Consider the following 17,754-nt stretch of genomic DNA (forward strand, 5'->3'; position numbering starts at 1 on the left):
CCCCTCGGACACGGCCCGGTGACACCGCGCCGTCGCGGCCTCACGCTACACCGTTCAGGACACGCGTCGAGGCCTGAGACGCGCGGGGCGATCCCGTCACTTGGGGGCTCGCGCGTGCGCAGCCTCCAGCGCGACGGCCAGGAGCGGCTGGGCGCCCTCCCGGCGCAGGGCTGCTACGGGAATCACCACCGGATCGGCGCAGGCCTGGACGACGTGCGCGAGGTCGAATTGCACCGCCAGGCCGCCGGCCTTGGCATCGAGCCACGCCATCATGGCCGGCGGCTGCCCGTCGTAGGTCTCGGCGACGGCCTCGCGGCACTCCTTGTCCGCGTCGTCCGCCTTCGGATCGCCCGTCTTCGGGCGATAGCCCGCGAGATAGAGGGCGTGCAGTTTCCCGGACGCGAGCGTCACCATCTTGGTCCCGCCCGGGCCCTCCGCCAGGGCGAGCTTCCCGGTCAGGGAAGCGGGCAGCAGGGTTGTCCAATCCACCGGGGCGCCGGTGGTGAGGTCGTAGACGATCGACATCGTGTTGCTGCTCGGGTGCGCGCCGCCGCAGAACCAGCTGTCGGAGATGACGTAGCTCAGGAAGCGCGGTCCGCGCATCGGTGCCTGGACGGAGCGCTCCCAGGAGCTGTTCTTCCCGCCCTGGGCCCTGCACGCCTGCTCGGCCTTGAGCGCCCGCGCATCGAGACGCTTCAACGCCGCGTTGATCCGCCGCTCGGCCTCGTCCGCCGGCGCGGCGATCTGCGGCATGGCGGCGATTCCGGGGCGCGCGTCGGACGACGCCACCAGGGTCACGGGCCCGTCGGCGGCCCAGGCGGGCGCGGTCAGGCTCAGGAGCACAGCGCCCCAGCCGCCGACCCTGCGGCGGGCTCGTCGCCCGCGCAGCGGGAAATCACGCTGGTACATCGGGCCTCGGCTCCTGTTTGGGCGGGACGGCGAGTTTCCGGTCCCCACCGCGGGACAATCGGATCGACGCAGCCCTAGCATCCGGCGCGGCGACGCGGCGCGCGCTTTGACACAGGCCGAAGCGGTGTCAGAACCCCGGGATGACCGCGATCCTGATCTACGGCGCCACCGGCTATACCGGGCAGCTCCTGGCCGCGCACGCCGTCGCGCGGGGGCTGCGCCCGATCCTGGCGGGGCGCGATCCGGACAAGTTGCGGCCGCTGGCAGCCCGGCTGGGCCTGGAGATGCGGTCCGCGCGCCTCGACGACCGCGCAGGTCTGCGCGCGGCCCTCGCGGGCGTGGCGGCGGTGATCCACGCGGCCGGCCCGTTCTCGCGAACCGCGCGGCCGATGGCCGAGGCCTGCCTCGCGGCGGGCGCACACTACGTCGACATCACCGGCGAGATCGCGGTACTGGAGGCTCTCGCGGCCAGGGATGCAGAGGCGAAAGCCGCCGGCATCGTCTTCCTGCCGGCGGCGGGCTTCGACGTGGTGCCGAGCGACTGCCTCGCGGCCCACGTGGCCGGGCGACTGCCCGGGGCGACGCACCTGCGCATCTCCATCGGCGGATTCGGCGGCTTCAGCCGCGGCACGGCCCGCACCATGGTGGAGGGCATCGCCTGGGGCACGCGGGTGCGCCGGGACGGGCGCATCGTCGAACTGCCGAGCCCGCCGCGGTCCACCGCCGATTTCGGCGCCGGACCGCGCCGGACCGTCGGGCTCGGCTGGGGCGACGTGTCGAGCGCGTGGTACTCGACCGGCGTCCGGAACATCGATGTCTACTTCGAGGCCTTCCCCGCCATGGCGGCGGCGGCCGGCCTGCCCGCCGGCATCCGGCGCATCGTCGCGGGCGGCACCGCGCAGCGCCTGATCAACCGCGGCATCGACCGGCTGCCCGCCGGTCCCTCCGCAACGGCGCGCGAGAAGGCCCGCAGCACCTTCCTGGCGGAAGCCTGGGACGGCGCAGGGCGGGAGGCGGCGAGCCGGATGGAGACGCCCGAAGGCTACACGCTCACGGCCGCGACGGCCCTGGAGGTCGCCCGCCGCCTCGCCTCGGGCGCGGTGCCGGCGGGCTTCCACACGCCGGTGACGGCCTTCGGGCCGGACTTCATCCTGGATTTCCCGGGCGTGGTGCGAACGGACCTTTGAGATGCGGCCTGCTCGGCGATCGCCCTGACCGTCGCTGCGCTCGCAACGACGGCGGAGCGCACGCCCGGGCCCCTCACACGGTCGCGCCGATCTGCCAGGGCGCGAATTCCGACGAGCCGAAATCGAACTGCTCGCTCTTCGTCCGCTCGCCGCCGGCGACCCGCAGGATCAGGTCGAAGATCCGGCGCCCAGCCTGCTCCACGCTCTCTTCACCGTCGAGGATCGTGCCGCAATTGACGTCCATGTCCTCCTCGAGCCGCCGGTACATGGCGGAGTTGGTGGCGATTTTGATCGAGGGCGACGGCTTGCAGCCGAATACGGAGCCGCGTCCCGTGGTGAAGCAGACGAGGTTCGCCCCGCCCGCGACCTGCCCGGTCGCCGAGACCGGGTCGTAGCCGGGCGTGTCCATAAACACGAAGCCCTTGGCGGTGACGGGATCGGCGTAGCGCAGCACGTCCACGAGGTTGGTGCTGCCGGCCTTCGCCATGGCGCCGAGCGACTTCTCCAGGATCGTCGTCAGGCCGCCGGCCTTGTTGCCCGGCGACGGGTTGGCGTCGATCTCCGAGCCCTCCTTGCGGGTGTACTCCTCCCACCAGTGCATCAGGTCGACGAGCTTCTGGCCGACTTCCGGACTGACGGCGCGGCGGGTGAATAGGTGCTCGGCGCCGTAGGTCTCGGTGGTCTCCGACAGGATCACCGTGCCGCCGTTCCGCACCACGAGGTCGCTGGCGATTCCCAGAGCCGGGTTGGCCGAGACTCCGGAATAGCCGTCCGAGCCGCCGCATTGCAGGGCGACGATCAGCTCGCTCGCCGGCACCGGCTCGCGGCGGACCACGTTCGCCTCGGCCAGGATGTCCTTCACGAACGCGATGCCGGCCTCGACGGTCTTCCGTGTGCCGCCGAGGCTCTGGATGTTCATGCTGCGGATCCGGTCGCCGAGCCCCTGCTCCTCCAAGAAGGCGCCGATCTGGTTCACCTCGCAGCCGAGCCCGATCATCACGATGTGGGAGAAGTTGACGTGCCGCGCGTAGCCCGCGAGCGTCCGGCGCAGGAGCCGCAGCGGTTCGCCCATCGCCATGCCGCAGCCGGTCTTGTGGGTCAGCGCCACGACACCGTCGACGTTGGGATAGGGAGCGAGCGGGTCGAGGCCGAGGATCGGGTGCCGCCGGAACGCGTCGGCGATCAGGTCGGCGACGTGCGCGCTGCAATTCACCGAGGTGAGGATGCCCACGTAGTTGCGCGTCGCCACGCGCCCGTCGGGGCGGCGGATGCCCTGGAAGGTCGCGGGCGGCGTCACCAGATGGGTCGGCCTCGCGTCGACCCCGAACGCGTAGTCCCGGGCGAACTCGCCCATCCCGAGATTGTGGACGTGGACGTGGCGGCCGGCCGCGATGTCGTCCTTGGCGAAGCCGATGATCTGTCCGTACTTGGTCACCGGCTCGCCAGCGCGATGGGCCCGGACCGCGACCTTGTGGCCGGCCGGGATCCGCTCCGCCGCCGCGACGCCGTCGGCGACCGGCATTCCCGGCTCGATGGCGCCGCGGGCCACGGCGACACCATCGGCCGGCCGAAGGGTGATCACGGGGTAGGTCGACATCGGTCTCTCCTCGGATTCGATCGGGCCGCTCGCCGTCACCGCGCCGCCTCGGGGCGCAGAGCCGGGGCGCGGGCGTCGCGGACCGGCAGCGGCGCGATCTCGCCGACCACGAACAGGTAGATGAAGGCGCCCAGCAGGCAGAACCCGCCGGCCACGATCAGGGGGATCACGAACGAGCCCTGGGTGACGGTCAGCATGACGCCCGTGAAGGTCGTCGTCACGATCCCGGCGACGTTCGACGCGAAGTTCTGGATGCCGCCGATCGAGGCCACGTGGGCCGGGGTCGGCGCCACGTCGCCGGGCAGTGCCCAGATCGACGCGGCCGTGAAGGCGAGGCTGCCGTAGGCGACCGCGAAGCACAGCAGCGCCACGTAGACGTTCGGCGCGATGATCGACAGGGTGATCACCGACGACATCAGCATGCCGCCGACGAGGCAGGTCTTGCGGGCCGCCGTGAGGCTCCAGCCGCGGCGGTAGAGGGCGTCCGACGCGAAGCCGCCGAGCCAGCCCGCGGGGATCGACGCCAGGGCCGGCAGGCTGCCGAGCGTGCCGAGCTCCGCCAGCGAGAAGCCCCGCGCTTTGACCAGGTAGGTCGGGAACCACGTGATGAAGAAGTAGATCACGAAGTTCAGGCAGAAGAATCCCGCCATCATGCCCCAGACCGTGCGGTAGCGGAACAGCGACAGCCACGGCACCTGGTTCTGGGCGTCGGCGGCGTCGACGGTCTTCGGCCGCTCCTGCGCGGCCTGGAGCCGGGCGAGCTCCTCCGGCGAGACCTTCGGGTGGTTCTCGGGCTCGCGGTAGAGCCACATCCAGAACACAGCCCAGGCGAAGCCCAGCACACCGGTGACGACGAAGGATTCCCGCCAGCCCAGCGTCGCGATGACCCAGGACACCAGCGGGATCGCCAGCGCCGAGCCCACCCGCGAGCCGCTGTCGAAGATACTGCTGGCGAAGCTCCGCTCGCTGCGCGGGAACCACGAGGCCGCGACCTTGGCGAAGGACGGGTAGGCCCCGGCCTCGCCGATGCCGAGCAGCATGCGCAGGCCGAGCAGCGACAGGAAGCCCCGTCCGACCGCGGTCAGCGCCGTGCAGGCCGACCACCAGACCACCGCGACCACGAGCGAGAGCCGCGCGCCGAACCGGTCGGCCACGTAGCCGAAAGGCAGCTGCATGATCGCGTAGGTCCAGAAGAAGCCCGACAGGATCAGGCCCATGTCGGTGGCGTCGAGCCCCAGCTCCTTGGACATGGAGGGCGCGGCGACCGCCAGATTGGCGCGGTCGATGTAGTTGATGGCGTTGGCGGCCATGCAGAGGCCGATCATGAGCCAGCGCAGGCGAGGCATCGTGGGCTCCTCCCGTCTTCCGGGGATGGCGTCCCCGGTCCGTGCGGCGCCCCCGTTGGGGCCGAGGGTCGCCGCCGAGCGTGGTGTCGTGCCGGCCCTCGTCCGGCTCAGGTGCGGTAGGCGTTGCCGTCGAGGCCGTGCGGCCGGCCGGCGGCGAGCAGGGTCTCCCAGACGGGCTCCGGCAGCGGCACACCCTCGGCGAGGCGCTCGGCGCGCATGCGCCGCTCCGGCTCGCCGGGCAGCAGGACCTCGGCGCCCGGCATCGGCTTGGCGCTCTTGAAGAAGTCGAGATAGGCCCGCGTCTCGACCGCGAGGGCGTCCTCGGTGCCGAGGGCGGTCGGCGTGACGTAGATCGACAGCATGCCGTTGCAGATCCGCCGCTGCCCGGGGCCGGCCGTGCCGGAGCCGGTGAGCGCGCCGGCGAGGAGCTCGCACATCAGCGCGAGGCCGGAGCCCTTGTGCTCGCCGAAGGCCCGGATCGCCCCGGCGCCGCGCTGGTTGTCGCGCTCGACGCCCTCCAGCGGGCCGAACAGGGTCGCAGGGTCGGCGCTGAGGCGGCCGCCCGGCTCGATCAGCGCGCCCTCGGGCAGCGGCTTGCCGCCCCGGGAGGCGACGAGCACCTTGCCCTCGGCGACCAGCGACGTGGCGAAATCGAGGATGATCGGGTCGCCCCCCGGGACCGGGAAGCCGGCCGCGAAGGGGGCCGTCGAGAATCGGCGCTCCACGGATCCGAAGGGTGCCACGAGGAGGCTCCCCGCCACGTTGACGAAGTGCACCGAGACGAGCCCCGCCGCCGCCGCCCGCTCGGCCCACTCGCCGATCCGGCCGATATGCCCGGCGTGCCGCAGGGCGATGATCGCGACGCCGTTCTCCCGCGCCTTGGCGATCCCGAGATCGGTGGCGAAGGGGCCGGCCGTCTGCCCGAACCCGTAATGCGCGTCCACGAGGGCGAAGTTCGGCGCGTCGGTGACGATCTCGGGCGTGCGGCCGGCCTCGACCTCGCCCGCGCGCAGCCACTCGACGTAGCGGGTGACACGGACGACGCCGTGACTGTCGTGGCCGGTGAGGTTCGCCGCCACCAGGAAGCGGCCGATCCGCTCGGCCTCCGGCTCGGCGCAGCCCTCGCGCACGAAAATGTCCCGCACGTAGGCGGTCAGCCTGTCGGCCGGAATCCGCATCCCGTCTCTCCCTCGCCGCGCTTCACCGAGCGCGTGCGGGATGAACCTAGCGTCCTCGCACGTGCAGGGCGAGCACCGGCGGGTGACGGCGGCCGCCACCTGTCGTCCCCACGGAACCGGTCACGGCCCGGACGGGGCGGGCCCGGGCGGATCGCCGTAGGGGAAGAAGTCGGCGGCCCGCATGTGCGCGTAGGCGAGGTGATCGAGCCGCACCGTGCCGAGGAACGGTTCCGGCGGCTCCACCAGCAGGATCGTGCGGGCGTAGCCGCCGTCGTCGAAGCCGCGCCGGAAATGCACCCGCGACTTGATCGCCACGATGTCGAAATCCGCCGGCTCCAGGCCGAGACGCCACAGCTCGTCGGGCTCGACGATCTGCGCGAGCTGCGGGCTCAGCACGAGGACGTTGCCGGCCCCGAACGCGACGCAGATCCATGTACCGCCGCCGCCGCTGCCGGCGACGCCCGGCTCCGGCGCCTCGACCACGCGCAGCACGGTTCCGGCGATCCGCACCGGATCGCCCGCGGACGGGTCGCCGCCGCCGCCGACCGGCGCGTCGAACGGGTCGCCCGCCGCGAAGGTCCCCGCCGCCGCGATGTCGGGCGACGCCACGGTGGCGACCAGGGTGCGGGTGAGGCCCTGCCGGAGGATCTCGCGCAGCAGCCAAGTCGCCCGGCCGGACCGGTCGCTGTGGTCGGCGAGGACCACAGGGGCGGCGCCCTCCGCCACCGCCGCCCGGGCGAGGCGGACGCCGTCGGCGATCGTGTGGATCCGCGTCGCCTCGAGGAGCGCGCGCCGCCGCCGCCAAGCGAAATCCGCCACGTCCCGCGCCACCCGCTCGGCGAGGGCCGGGTCGTCATTGGTGATCGCCTGCACGGTCATCCCGGCGTCCGGGGCGTCGCCCCACGGGAAGCCGAAGTAGACGTTGACGTACACGTCCGGCTCGCGCGCCTCCCAGACGAGGGCCCGCTGCACGAGATCGGACCAGGGCGCTGCGCCGGTCCACTGCACCACGGTGGGCGAGAGGATGGGCACCTTGAAGGTCCGGTGCGCGGGCCGGAATTCGCCGCGCACGGCGCGCACCAGCATCCGGGCGGCGCGCTGCCCCTGGAGGTGGCCGTCGTAGTGCGGGAAGTACTTCACCGCGAAGGCCATGTCGGCGTGGTCGAGGAAGGCCGCATCCTCGTTGCCGTGAAGGTCGAAGGTCCCGACCAGGATCGCCCCCTCGCCCACCGCGGCGCGGACTTGCCGGGCGATGTCGGCCTCCGGCCGGGGGACGCCGCGCACCGCCATGGCACCGTGCAGGGCGAGGTAGACGCCGTCGAACGGCCCCCGCGCCCGCAGCTCCTCCGCCATCCGCCCGAGGAAGTGCGCGTAGGCGTCGGCGGTGATCCAGCCCGAGGCGGTGCCGGTGCGCGGCCAGAGCGGCGAGGTGATCCCCACCAGCTCGACGCCGACGTACTCCTGCGCCACCTGCACGAAGCCGCCCATGTATCCTTTGGGATCGGTGGCGAGGAGCGCGGCCCCGGTGGCCGGCGAGCCGGGATAGACGAAGTCGTCACGGGTCGTGTCGTTCGGAAGGAACGTCACGGTCTCGTGGGTGAACTGGAGGACGGCAAGGCGCATCGATGGTCGGCCCTCTGAGATCGGGTGACGGTCAGGAGATCTCGCGCACCAGCTTGGCGACGAGCGAGCGGCCGAAAGCCGCGAAACTCTCGGCGGTCATCACGAAGGCGCCCTCTCCGCCGATGACGACGCTCCGGTAATACGCCGCGAGACCGCCTGCCGGGTTGGTGTGCTCCTTCAGGAAGGCCGGCATCCCCTCCGGCTCGGTGAGGATGACGATGCCGTTCACCGTGATGCCGGCCGCCACGGCCGCGTCGCGGGCCTCCGCGATGGGGCGCCCGGCATTGCCGGTGCCGTCGCCCGAGATGTCGATCACCCGACGGTCGGCGCGGAAGGGCGCCCGGGCCAGCAGGTCCGCGGCGAAACCGATGGCCGACCCGATGGCGGTGCGTCCGTAGAACGGCCGCGGCGCGGCGCGCAGGCGCGCCGCGAAGGCGGCAGCGTCCCGCGCCGAGGAAATCACCATCCAGTCGACCGCCACCTGCTGCTCGCCGGGCCCGGCCCAGTCGAACAGCACGACGCCGATGCGCCCGGTCGGGCCGTCGCCGATGGCGCGCAGCACGCCCGGATCACCGAAAGCCTCGGCGTAACCGCGGCGCTCGAGATCGAACCGGGCCTCGCTGATGCTGAGCGACACGTCCACCGCGAGGACGAGGAGGAGGTCGACGCTCGCATCCGCCGCGCGGGCGGGACGGCCGACCACCGACAGGGCGGCGAGCATCCCGGACAGGAACGGGCGTCGCCGCATGGCCGACCCTCGAATTCGGGCGCCCGCGCGGGACGGCGGGCAGCCACACCCATGCAACGAGCCTGCCGACCCGCCGGTTCGGACCGTCCGGCCGCACCGCGCGAAGGTTCCACCCGCGCAGCGCGGATCCGCGCCGCTTTCGGCCGCATCACACGCCGGAGCGCCCGCCCTACCTGCTGCGGATCGAGGCGCCGCCGGCGCCGCCCAGCCAGAGTCAGTCGACATGCAGCGTCTTCGCCGAATCGGTCGCGCCATCGAGAACGGGATCGTCGGAGCCGTGACCGGGACGGTCGCCCTCGTCAGCCGGATGATCGACGGGCTGATCGGGCTGGTGGGTCGCCTGTCCGAGCGCCTCGACGCCAAGTTGGCGTCGCTCGCCGACGAGTCCCGGGCGCGCCACCGGCGCGAGGGCCGGCGGCAGATCGACCCGATCTCGCTGGAGTAGCGGGCGCGTACAGGCGTTAGAGCCCCGGGCCTTTGGCGGCGCCGAAGATGCGGCCCGGCTTGCCGTCGGCCGCACCCTGGAGAAGCACGACCCAGCTGTCCGCATCGGCGACGCGGGCCTGGATGTCGGGCACCTCGAAGCGGGCCGGCTGGCCCGTCCAGGGACCGAGGCGCTGCATGCCGCGGACGACGTTGACGTAGGTCGCCGTCCGGCCGCCATTCTCCCCGGCCTGGATCGCGATGGCGCGGCTGCGCAGCACGGGCACCAGCCAGACGTCGCCGCGGATCTCGGTCCTGGCCTCCGGGGCCGCCCCGACCTCCACCAGGATCCGGTCGCCCTTGGTCTCCCCGCGCACCGGCACCGGCAGCCCGCCGTGCTGGCAGGCATCGCGGATCAGGCGCTCCAGGGCCGGCCGGTCGGACCCGACGGCGAAGCCGTTGCCGTCGACCACCACCTGGGGCGTGAAGACCTGTCGGGCCCCGCGGCCCCGCGCGTAGGCGCGCTGACGCTCGGTCAGCGGACGCAGCGCCAGCGTGTCCTTCCAGCCGAGGTAGTCCCAGTAGGTCACCGGCAGGGTCAGGGCGATGACGCCGGGCTTGTGGGCGAGGTCGCGCAGGACCGGGTCGGCGGACCGGCAGGCGCCGCAGCCCTGGCTGGTGAAGAGTTCCACCACGGCGCGAACGGGCTCGGCCCGCGCCGGTATCGCGGCCAGCGTCGCGCAGGCAAGCAGCGCGGCGCGGAGCGCGCGGCGGTCGCGGGTCGGGGCGCGGTGCCGGGGCGTCATCGATCCATCAGACCGTCTGCGAAGCCGAAGGTGAAATCACGTTGGCTTGAGAGGCCTCTACCTTCGGTTGAAGTGGCGCCGGCGCAACTCTCGGCTTGGGCAGCATATCGGGCCGCCAGCGACGATGCATCCACAGCCACTGGCCCGGATTCTCCCGCACCCAGCCCTCGACGACGGCCGTCATCGCCTGCATCGCGCCGGCGACGTCAACGGTCCCGTCGGCGGCCCTGGGCAGGTCGAGGGGCGGCGTCAGGTCGAGGCGGAAGCGGCCCTCCGGCAGGCGCACGACGCGCACGCCGTGCACCGGGCAGTCATAGTGGCGGGCGAGCTTGGCCAGCAGCGGGTTGGCGAGGCACGGCCGGCCGAGAAATTCCACCACGACACCGCGTGTGAAGTGCTGGTCGATCAGCTGGCCGAGGTGGCCGCCGGTCTCGACCACGTCGCGCATGGCGAACACGGCACCCGGCGTGGAGGCGGCAAGGCCGCCCATCGTCCGGCGGCGGACCTCCTGGACGAGGCGCGCGGCCGCGGGATTGTTCGGCGGCCGGAATACCGCGGTGGCATCGAGGCCGAACTTGGCCGCGCAGATCGCCGGCAATTCCCAATTCGCCAAGTGCGCCGAGAAGATCAGTCCCGGCCGGCCATCGTCGCGCAGGGCGTAGAAATGCTCGATCCCCGTGACCTCGGTCCGCAACGCGCCGGTGGCGGCGGGATCGTAATCGAACAGGGTGTCGAGGTGGGCGTACTCGGCCCCCGTCCGCCCGAGATTGTCCCAGGCCTTCAGGGCGATCCGCTTCCGCTCCGCCTCCGGCATGTCGGGAAAGGCCGCCCTGAGGTTCGCCATCGCGGTGCGGTGCGCCGGCAGGAGCGGGCCGAGGGTGCGCAGCAGCGCGGCGCCGAACGCCGTGGACCGCTCCGGCCCGAGGACGCGCGCCAGCAGTACCAGGGCGCGGATCACCGGAATCATCGCGAAGCCCGCGAGGCGCGGGTACGACCGTTTGAGCAGGAGGGCGAGACGCAGCACGATCGATTCCAGGGATACGGTACGGGCGGCCCCCCAGCGACCCGTACGGCGACGTTTACGCCAAGTCTGTCGCGGCGCGAAATGCGGATCGCCGCCTACGGTCCGGTGTCGCGCCGTGCCGGTGTGCCGTGGCCGGCGCTACAGGCTGACGAGGATCTTGCCGAAGACCCGGCGCGATTCGAGTCGCTCCAGACCCTGCGCGAAGTCCGCCAGCGGGTACACGGTATCGACAACCGGTCGAATACCCGCGTCCATCTTGGCGAGGGCCTGACCGATATTCGCGAGCGAGCAGCCGAACGAGCCGGTGATGCGGTACTGCTGCTGGAACAGCTGCATCAGGTTCATCGTCGCCGAGACGCCCGAGGTCGATCCGCAGGTCACGAGGCGACCGCCGCGCTTCAGGCAGAGCAGGGAGCCGTTCCAGGTGTCGGCGCCGACGTGCTCGAACACCACGTCGACGCCCTTGCGCTTCGTCAGCCGGCGGACCTCGCCCTCGAACCGCTCGGTGCGGTAGTTGATGACGTGGTCGGCGCCGAGTTCTGCCGCCTTACGGCCCTTCTCGTCGTCGCCGACCGTCGTGTAGACCGTGCAGCCGATCGCCTTGGCCATGCGGATCGCCGCGGTGCCGATTCCCGAGCCGCCGGCATGGACCAGGACGCTCTCGCCGGGCTCCAGGCGGGCGTTGTCGAACAGCATGTGCTGGACCGTGCCGAAGGCGATGCCCGCGCAGGCGGCGTCGGTGTCGCTGACGCCGTCCGGCACCTTCACGACGAGGCGGGCCGGCATGGTCACGAGCTCCCGGGCGAAGCCGTCGAGATGGAAGCCCATCACGCCGGACACGTCCTCGCAGAGGTTGTCGCGCCCCTCGCGGCAGGCCTTGCACCGGCCGCAGGTCATGGCGCCGTAGGGCACGACCCGGTCGCCCGCGACGAGGCCGGTGACGCCCGCCCCGACCGACTCGACGGTCCCGGCCGCCTCCGCGCCGACGATCAGCGGCATCTTCCGCTTGGCGAAGGCCATGCCGCGGAAGCCCCAGACGTCGATGAAGTTGAGGCCGACCGCGCGGATGCGGATCCGGACCTCGTCGGCCCCGGGCGCGGGCGGCGGCTCGATCTCGGTGAGGCGCAGGTCGCGGTCGCCGAAAAGCTGGAGGGCTCGCATCGTGTCTCTCGTCACTCCGGCGCCAGGTAGCGGCGCCGCGCCCACCCCAGGGCGCGTCCGGCCTTCACCCGGCACCACGTGGTGCGGCTCGGCGTGTCGTTGGTGCAGCCGAAGACCAGGGCGCGGGTCCGGATCTCGCCGACTTGCTCGGCGGACGGGTCCGGCTCGGCGCGGACGCTGAGCGGCTCGCCCGGCGGCAGGCCGGAGACCCGGTAGACCTGCGGCTCCGCCCGGGCGTGGCCCGGGGCCAGGAGAGCCGCGCCGCAGAGGGCGGCGGTGAGGGCGAGGCTGGCGCGCATCGTCAGGGTCGTCCGGTTCGGCGGCGCCACCGTCAGGTCCGGTGGACACCCATCATGGCGGTCAGGCCGCCATCGACGGGCAGCACGGTGCCGGTGATGTAGGATGCCCCCTCGCCCATCAGGAAGGCCGCCAGCGCCGCGACATCCTCGGGCCGGCCGAAGCGGCCGATCGGAATCTGGCGCTCCATGCCGTCCCGGTAGGCGGCGTAGCGCTCCATCATGGCGGTGTCGACGAAGCCCGGGGCGATCACGTTGACGGTCACGCCGCGTTTGGCCGTCTCCATCGCCAGGGTCCGACAATACGCGATGAGCGCGCCCTTGGTCGCCGCGTAGGCGGCGTTGCCGGCATTGGCCCGCAGGGCGGCGACGGACCCGATCGCCACGATGCGGCCCGCGCGCGCGCGGGTCATCTCCCGCACCAGCGTCTTGGCGAGGCGCGTCAGCGAGAAGAAATTGACCTGCATGGCGGCCTCGGCCCGCTCCTGATCGAGCATCGCCGCGAGGGCGTCGCAGGACTGGCCGGCATTGTGGACGAGGCCGTAATAGCCCGTCGCCTCGGCGGCCTCGCAGAACAGCTCCAGCCCCGCCCGGTCGGCGAGGTCGACGGCATGGGCCGCGAACGGCCGGTCCGGGTAGGTCGCCCGAAGCTCGGCCAGCAGCGCCTGCGCGGCCTCGGCCGAGGCGCGGTAGGTGAAGTCGACGCCGAGACCGGCTCCCGCCAGGCCACGGACGATCGCGGCGCCGATCCCGGACGCGCCGCCGGTCACGAGGACCCGGCGCGGTGTGACGGCGACGCTCACGCGGGCTCCGCGCCGAGGACCAGGCAGGTGTTCTGGCCGCCGAAGCCGAACGAGTTCGACAGCACGGTCCGCACCGGCAGGTCGCGGGCAGTCTCCACGATGTCGAGGGCGATGGTCGGGTCCGGCACCCGGTGGTTGATGGTCGGCGGGATGCGGCCGTGGCGGATCGTCAGCAGCGAGACCGCCGCCTCGATGGCGCCGGCCGCCGTCAGCGTGTGGCCGATCATCGACTTGTTGGAGGTGACCGGCAGGGCGGCAGCGCGGTCGCCGAACACCGCCGCGAGGCCCAGGGCCTCCATCTTGTCGTTCTCCGGCGTCGACGTGCCGTGCGCGTTCACCGTGTCGATCGCCTCGGCCGACACGCCGGCATCGTCCAGGCTCGCCCGGATCGCCGCGATGATCGGGGCGCCGTCGGGGCTGGAGCGGGTGCGGTGGAAGCCGTCGCCCTTCTCGCCGCAGCCGAGGACGTAGCCGAGGATCGCGGCGCCCCGGGCGACGGCGGCCTCGGCGTCCTCGAGCACGAGGGCGGCCGCGCCCTCGCCCATGACGAACCCGTCCCGGTCCTTCGAGAACGGCTTCGAGGCGGTGGCGGGGTCGTCGTTGCGGGTCGAGAGCGCGGAGAGCAGCGAGAAGCGGATCAGCGATTCCGGGTTCACCGAGCCGTCCGTGCCGATGCAGAGCGCCGCCGCGGTCTCGCCGCGCCGGATCGCCTCGACGCCGAGCTGGATCGCCGTGGCCCCCGACGAGCAGGCGGTCGAGAGCGAGATCGGGGAGCCCTTCGTGCCGAAGCGGTCGGCGATGCGGTCGGCGACCGTGCCGAAGATGAACAGGTCGTGCCAGGGATCGAAGCGGCGCGTCGCCGCCGCCCGCAGGAGACCGGCGTAGTCGACCGGACCGTCGCCGCCCGCGGCCTCGGCCAGGGCCTGGCGCTGGGGCCACTCCATCTCGACCGGTGGGACCGCGATGAACAGGGCGCCCGGGAAATCGCCCCTGGCGCCGATCCCGGCCTGCGCCACCGCCTCCTCGGCGGCGACGGCGGCGAACCGCTCGGACAGGAGCGGCGCGACGAGGGGGTCGGTGTCGAGGAAGTCCACCGTCCCGGCGATGCGCGTGCGCAGGTTGTCGGTCGGGAACCGCGCGATGGCGTGGATACCCGACCGGCCCTCGGTCATGGCCGCCCAGGTGTCGGCCTGTCCCTGACCGAGGGAGGAGACGACGCCGAGGCCGGTGACCGCGACGAGCGGCCGGCCCCTGGCGTCGCGGTAGGATCGCGCGCTCATGGAGCGGTCCTTACGGGATTTTCCGCCGCGGTACACCTCCGCGCGGGTGGTGCCGCGCGCGGGGCACCGCCGTGACGGCAGGGCGGCTCAGGCGCCCGGCGCGTTGGCGAGGCGGAGCACGGTCTGCAGCAGCACGTCGGCGCCGGCCGCGCAGTCGCCTTGCGTGGCGGATTCCGACTCGTTGTGGCTCACCCCGTCCTTGCACGGCACGAAGATCATCGCGGCCGGAACCTTCGCGGCGAGGTTGCAGGCGTCGTGGCCGGCGCCCGAGATGATCCGGCGGCGCGGATGCCCCAGGCTCTCGGCGGACGCGTCGATTGCCGCCACGACGGCGGGGTCGAACGGCACCGGCTCCTTCCGCCAGATCCGGGTCAGCGCGATCTCCAGGTGGCGCCGCGCCGCGATCTCGGCCGCCGCCTCACCGAGCGCCGCCTCCATCGCGTCCAGGGTCTCGGAACGCGGGTCGCGCACGTCCACCGTGAAGGCGACCCGGCCCGGCACGACGTTCCGGGAGGGCGCCAGGATCGCGGCCTCGCCGATCGTCGCCACCGCGGAGGGCGCGTGGCCCAGCGCGATCCGCTCAGCGGCCAGGGCGAATTCCGAGAGCGCGAGCAGCGCGTCGCGGCGGCGCGGCATCGGCGTCGTCCCGGCGTGGCTCTCGAAGCCGGTGATCACGCCGTCGAACCACATGATACCCTGGCCGCCCTCGACCACGCCGATGGTCTTGCCCTCGGCCTCCAGGATCGGACCCTGCTCGATGTGCAGCTCGACGAAGGCGCCGATCTCCCGGGTGCCCACGGCCTCGACGCCGCGATAGCCGATGGCGTCGAGGGCCTCCGCCACGGTGGTGCCGGCGGCGTCGCGCTTGGCCAGGATCTCGTCCGTGGTGAAGTCGCCCGCGTAGGCCGCCGAGGCCATCATGGCGGGGGCGAAGCGCGAGCCCTCCTCGTTGGTCCAGTTGACCACGAGGAGCGGCGCCTCGGTCTCGATCCCGGCATCGTTCAGGCTGCGCATCACCTCCAGCCCCGCCAGGACGCCCAGGACGCCGTCGAACTTGCCGCCGGTCGGCTGGGTGTCGAGGTGCGAGCCGAAGGCGATCGGCTTCCGGCTCATGTCCCGGCCCGGCCGCAGGGCGTACTGCGTGCCCAGGGCGTCGACCGACACGGTCAGCCCGGCCGCCTCGCAGGCCTCCCGGAACCAGTCGCGGACCTGGCCGTCCTCGGCCGAGAGCGTCAGGCGGTTGATGCCGCCGGCCGGCGTGCCGCCGAATTCCGCGGTCTCCAGGATCGTCGCCCAGAGGCGCGCACCGTTGGCGCGCAGGTTGTGGGTCTTGCTGAGGCTCATCTCGGCCATGCCGGTTCCTTTCACGGCGGGTCGCCGTGCGACGCAAACGTTATGGGGCGCCAGCCCCTTGGCAGCGCTCCCACCTCACAATTCCCGCGGCGAGCAACCGCGATGCCAACCGACCCGGTCAGGCCGGCGGTCGCCGCACCGGGTTGGCGCGCAGCAGAGCGATCGCGTCGACCCGGAGGGCGACGGCGATCTCGCCGAGGGCGCCCGCCTCGATGTTGCTGATCCCGTCCTGGTCGGCGACGTCCGCGGCGATCAGGAAGACGTTCTCGCGCTGGTTCGCGGGTCGCTCGGCGACCGCCGCGACGTGGCGCAGGTTCTCGGCCCGGCCGAGCCGGGTGCGGGCCCGGGCGATGCCCTCGTAGAGCTCCGTCTCCAGCATCAGCGCGTCGTAACCCTTCATCAGGACCGGGTCGGCCTTCAGGCCGTGCAGGGCCGCGTCGAATTCCGGGCCCGCGACCTCGCCGTCGGCCACGATGACGTTGGCGGCGGCCGAGACCGCCGCGAGCATCAGCGCCTTGTCACCGGCATAGGCCGTCACGGTACGGCCGACATGGCCGAAGAGGTCGCGCAGGAGGCTCATTCCGGAGGTTCGGCCGCGGAGTCGGGGTAGCTGCTGGGACGCGAGGGATAGCAGAGGACGACACGGAGGGAACCCGTCGCCGCGCGACCGGCCATATACGCGGGCGAAACCAGCGGCCAGACATCCTTCGGCAACATGGCCATGCGACTCGTGTGGGCGACCGCGTCCTCGAGCGCGGCCGACGGACCGCGGCCTCGACGATCCCCCCTCAGCCGTGTCCGCGCCCGTCGTCACGCCGCCGGAGCGATGTTCGGGTGCCCCCCAGGCCCGGACTTCGAGCCGGCGGCGGTCTCCGCCGCGAGATGATCGACCACTGCCGACAGCGCCGCGCGCTCCCGCGCGCCCGACCGGCGCGCGGCCGCGAAGACGGCCATCTGCCGGTCGGCGCTCGTCCCCTCCGCGACGATCCGCGACGCGTGCGCGCAGGCCGCGCCGCAGCCCAGGGCATCGGCATCCTCGGCGATGTCGGCGAGCAGGCCCTCGACCGCTGCGGCGACCGGCACGGCTCGGACCCGCGCCTCGTCGATGAGCGTCGCGCGGACGCCGTCGCACTCGGCCCGCCAGAGATTCTCCAGGACGAAGCCGCGAGAGGCCGCGGTCAGGCCGGCATTGAGCCGCCTGTCCCCGACGACCCGGCGAACGAGGCAGCGGAACAGTGCGGCGATGCAGAGCGCGTCGTCGAGGCGCGCGCAGCTGTCGGCGATTCGCAGCTCCAGCGTCGGGTACTTCACGGACGCGCGCACGTGCCACCAGAGATAGCTGGCATCCGCGATGGCACCCGAGCGGGTCATCACGTCGACGTAGCGGGCGTAGTCGTCGGCATCGGCGAACAGCTCGGGCACGCCGGTGCGCGGCAGCTCGGCGTAGGCGCGCATCCGGTAGCCGGCGAGACCGGTCTGCTGCCCCTGCCAGAACGGTGACCCGGTCGAGAGCGCGAGCAGCACCGGCAGGTAGGGCAGCAGCCGGTTGATCAGCCCGATCCGTGCCGCGGGATCCGGCACCTCCACGTGGACGTGGAGGCCGCAGACGAGGTTGCGCCGGCCGAGCATCCGGAGGTCGGCCATGATGCCGTGATAGCGCGCCTTGTCGGTGGGCCGCTGGTCGCGCCACCGGGCGGTCGGATGCGTGCCCGCCGCGAAGGTCAGGATGCCCCGCTCGCCGCCGATCTCCGCGAGGCTCGCGCGCAGGCCCGCGAGATGCGCCCGCGCCTCCGCGAGGTCGGCGGTCGGCGGCGAGGCCACCTCCACCTGGCACTGGAGCTGCTCGCGCTCGGCATCGTCGAGGCGGGCCCGCACGGCGGCGTGGAAGGCGCGGAGGCCGGCGCGCGGTGTGCCGCGCGTGCGGGCATCGGCCAGGAAGAACTCCTCCTCGATGCCGAACCTGTAGGCGTGGGCCATCCGCGCTCCCTGCCCCGGACGGGCCGATCGTTGTCCGGCGAAC

General features: G+C 72.9%; 17 protein-coding genes. 2 read left to right on the forward strand and 15 right to left on the reverse strand.

Features of this window, described 5'->3' with window-relative positions; genetic code table 11:
• Positions 1 to 96: 96 nt before the first annotated feature.
• Positions 97 to 909, reverse strand: coding sequence for a hypothetical protein (locus J3A75_RS20770; RefSeq protein WP_024829558.1), 813 nt, complete (start codon positions 907 to 909; stop codon positions 97 to 99).
• 140 nt (positions 910 to 1,049) lie between these two features.
• Here J3A75_RS20770 and J3A75_RS20775 point away from each other — a divergent pair, with 140 nt between their 5' ends.
• Entirely contained in the window at positions 1,050 to 2,096 is a 1,047-nt protein-coding gene (locus tag J3A75_RS20775; RefSeq protein ID WP_024829557.1) for a saccharopine dehydrogenase family protein, read from the forward strand.
• Between the two features lie 73 nt (positions 2,097 to 2,169).
• Here the strand turns inward: J3A75_RS20775 and J3A75_RS20780 are convergent, their stop codons facing one another.
• From J3A75_RS20780 to J3A75_RS20800, 5 genes are all read right to left on the reverse strand, one after another.
• On the reverse strand, positions 2,170 to 3,693 hold the full coding sequence (locus J3A75_RS20780; RefSeq protein ID WP_012320008.1) for a UxaA family hydrolase: 1,524 nt from the start codon (positions 3,691 to 3,693) through the stop codon (positions 2,170 to 2,172).
• Positions 3,694 to 3,728: 35 nt separating this feature from the next.
• Positions 3,729 to 5,039, reverse strand: a complete 1,311-nt coding sequence (locus J3A75_RS20785) for an MFS transporter (protein WP_024829556.1) — start codon at positions 5,037 to 5,039, stop codon at positions 3,729 to 3,731.
• Between the two features lie 107 nt (positions 5,040 to 5,146).
• Positions 5,147 to 6,217: a malate/lactate/ureidoglycolate dehydrogenase gene (locus J3A75_RS20790; protein WP_070999832.1), complete on the reverse strand. Its 1,071-nt coding sequence runs from the start codon at positions 6,215 to 6,217 to the stop codon at positions 5,147 to 5,149.
• Positions 6,218 to 6,337: 120 nt separating this feature from the next.
• Positions 6,338 to 7,840, reverse strand: a complete 1,503-nt coding sequence (locus J3A75_RS20795; protein ID WP_070999833.1) for a M81 family metallopeptidase — start codon at positions 7,838 to 7,840, stop codon at positions 6,338 to 6,340.
• Between the two features lie 31 nt (positions 7,841 to 7,871).
• Positions 7,872 to 8,588: a DUF1194 domain-containing protein gene (locus J3A75_RS20800; RefSeq protein ID WP_012320012.1), complete on the reverse strand. Its 717-nt coding sequence runs from the start codon at positions 8,586 to 8,588 to the stop codon at positions 7,872 to 7,874.
• 223 nt (positions 8,589 to 8,811) lie between these two features.
• Between J3A75_RS20800 and J3A75_RS20805 the strand changes: the two genes are divergently transcribed.
• The gene (locus J3A75_RS20805) at positions 8,812 to 9,033 is read left to right on the forward strand and encodes a hypothetical protein (protein ID WP_024829553.1); all 222 of its coding nucleotides are present in this window, start codon (positions 8,812 to 8,814) and stop codon (positions 9,031 to 9,033) included.
• A gap of 16 nt (positions 9,034 to 9,049) precedes the next feature.
• Here the strand turns inward: J3A75_RS20805 and J3A75_RS20810 are convergent, their stop codons facing one another.
• From J3A75_RS20810 to J3A75_RS20850, 9 genes are all read right to left on the reverse strand, one after another.
• Positions 9,050 to 9,817 carry a DUF1223 domain-containing protein gene (locus tag J3A75_RS20810; RefSeq protein ID WP_012320014.1) on the reverse strand — a complete coding sequence of 256 codons (768 nt, stop codon included), beginning with the start codon at positions 9,815 to 9,817 and terminating at the stop codon, positions 9,050 to 9,052.
• Positions 9,818 to 9,824: 7 nt separating this feature from the next.
• Positions 9,825 to 10,841, reverse strand: a complete 1,017-nt coding sequence (locus J3A75_RS20815; protein ID WP_012320015.1) for a lipid A biosynthesis lauroyl acyltransferase — start codon at positions 10,839 to 10,841, stop codon at positions 9,825 to 9,827.
• A 138-nt stretch (positions 10,842 to 10,979) separates the two neighbouring features.
• Complete coding sequence (locus J3A75_RS20820; RefSeq protein ID WP_012320016.1) at positions 10,980 to 12,002, reverse strand: zinc-binding dehydrogenase; 1,023 nt, start codon at positions 12,000 to 12,002, stop codon at positions 10,980 to 10,982.
• A gap of 11 nt (positions 12,003 to 12,013) precedes the next feature.
• Positions 12,014 to 12,331, reverse strand: a complete 318-nt coding sequence (locus J3A75_RS20825; protein ID WP_012320017.1) for an SH3 domain-containing protein — start codon at positions 12,329 to 12,331, stop codon at positions 12,014 to 12,016.
• A 2-nt stretch (positions 12,332 to 12,333) separates the two neighbouring features.
• Positions 12,334 to 13,101 carry an SDR family NAD(P)-dependent oxidoreductase gene (locus J3A75_RS20830; protein WP_070999834.1) on the reverse strand — a complete coding sequence of 256 codons (768 nt, stop codon included), beginning with the start codon at positions 13,099 to 13,101 and terminating at the stop codon, positions 12,334 to 12,336.
• The gene (locus tag J3A75_RS20835) at positions 13,098 to 14,381 is read right to left on the reverse strand and encodes a beta-ketoacyl-ACP synthase (protein ID WP_070999835.1); all 1,284 of its coding nucleotides are present in this window, start codon (positions 14,379 to 14,381) and stop codon (positions 13,098 to 13,100) included. Before J3A75_RS20835 ends, J3A75_RS20830 begins: the two co-directional genes overlap by 4 nt.
• A gap of 87 nt (positions 14,382 to 14,468) precedes the next feature.
• Positions 14,469 to 15,734, reverse strand: coding sequence for a Zn-dependent hydrolase (locus J3A75_RS20840; protein ID WP_012320020.1), 1,266 nt, complete (start codon positions 15,732 to 15,734; stop codon positions 14,469 to 14,471).
• A 118-nt stretch (positions 15,735 to 15,852) separates the two neighbouring features.
• Positions 15,853 to 16,314, reverse strand: coding sequence for a tellurite resistance TerB family protein (locus J3A75_RS20845; protein ID WP_024829545.1), 462 nt, complete (start codon positions 16,312 to 16,314; stop codon positions 15,853 to 15,855).
• 230 nt (positions 16,315 to 16,544) lie between these two features.
• A complete protein-coding gene (locus J3A75_RS20850; protein WP_029357799.1) occupies positions 16,545 to 17,711 on the reverse strand; it encodes a carboxylate-amine ligase in 1,167 nt (388 codons plus the stop codon).
• Positions 17,712 to 17,754 lie beyond the last annotated feature (43 nt).

Origin of the sequence: Methylobacterium sp. PvP105, assembly GCF_017876975.1 — a bacterium.
GTDB classification, from domain to species: Bacteria; Pseudomonadota; Alphaproteobacteria; order Rhizobiales; family Beijerinckiaceae; genus Methylobacterium; species Methylobacterium radiotolerans.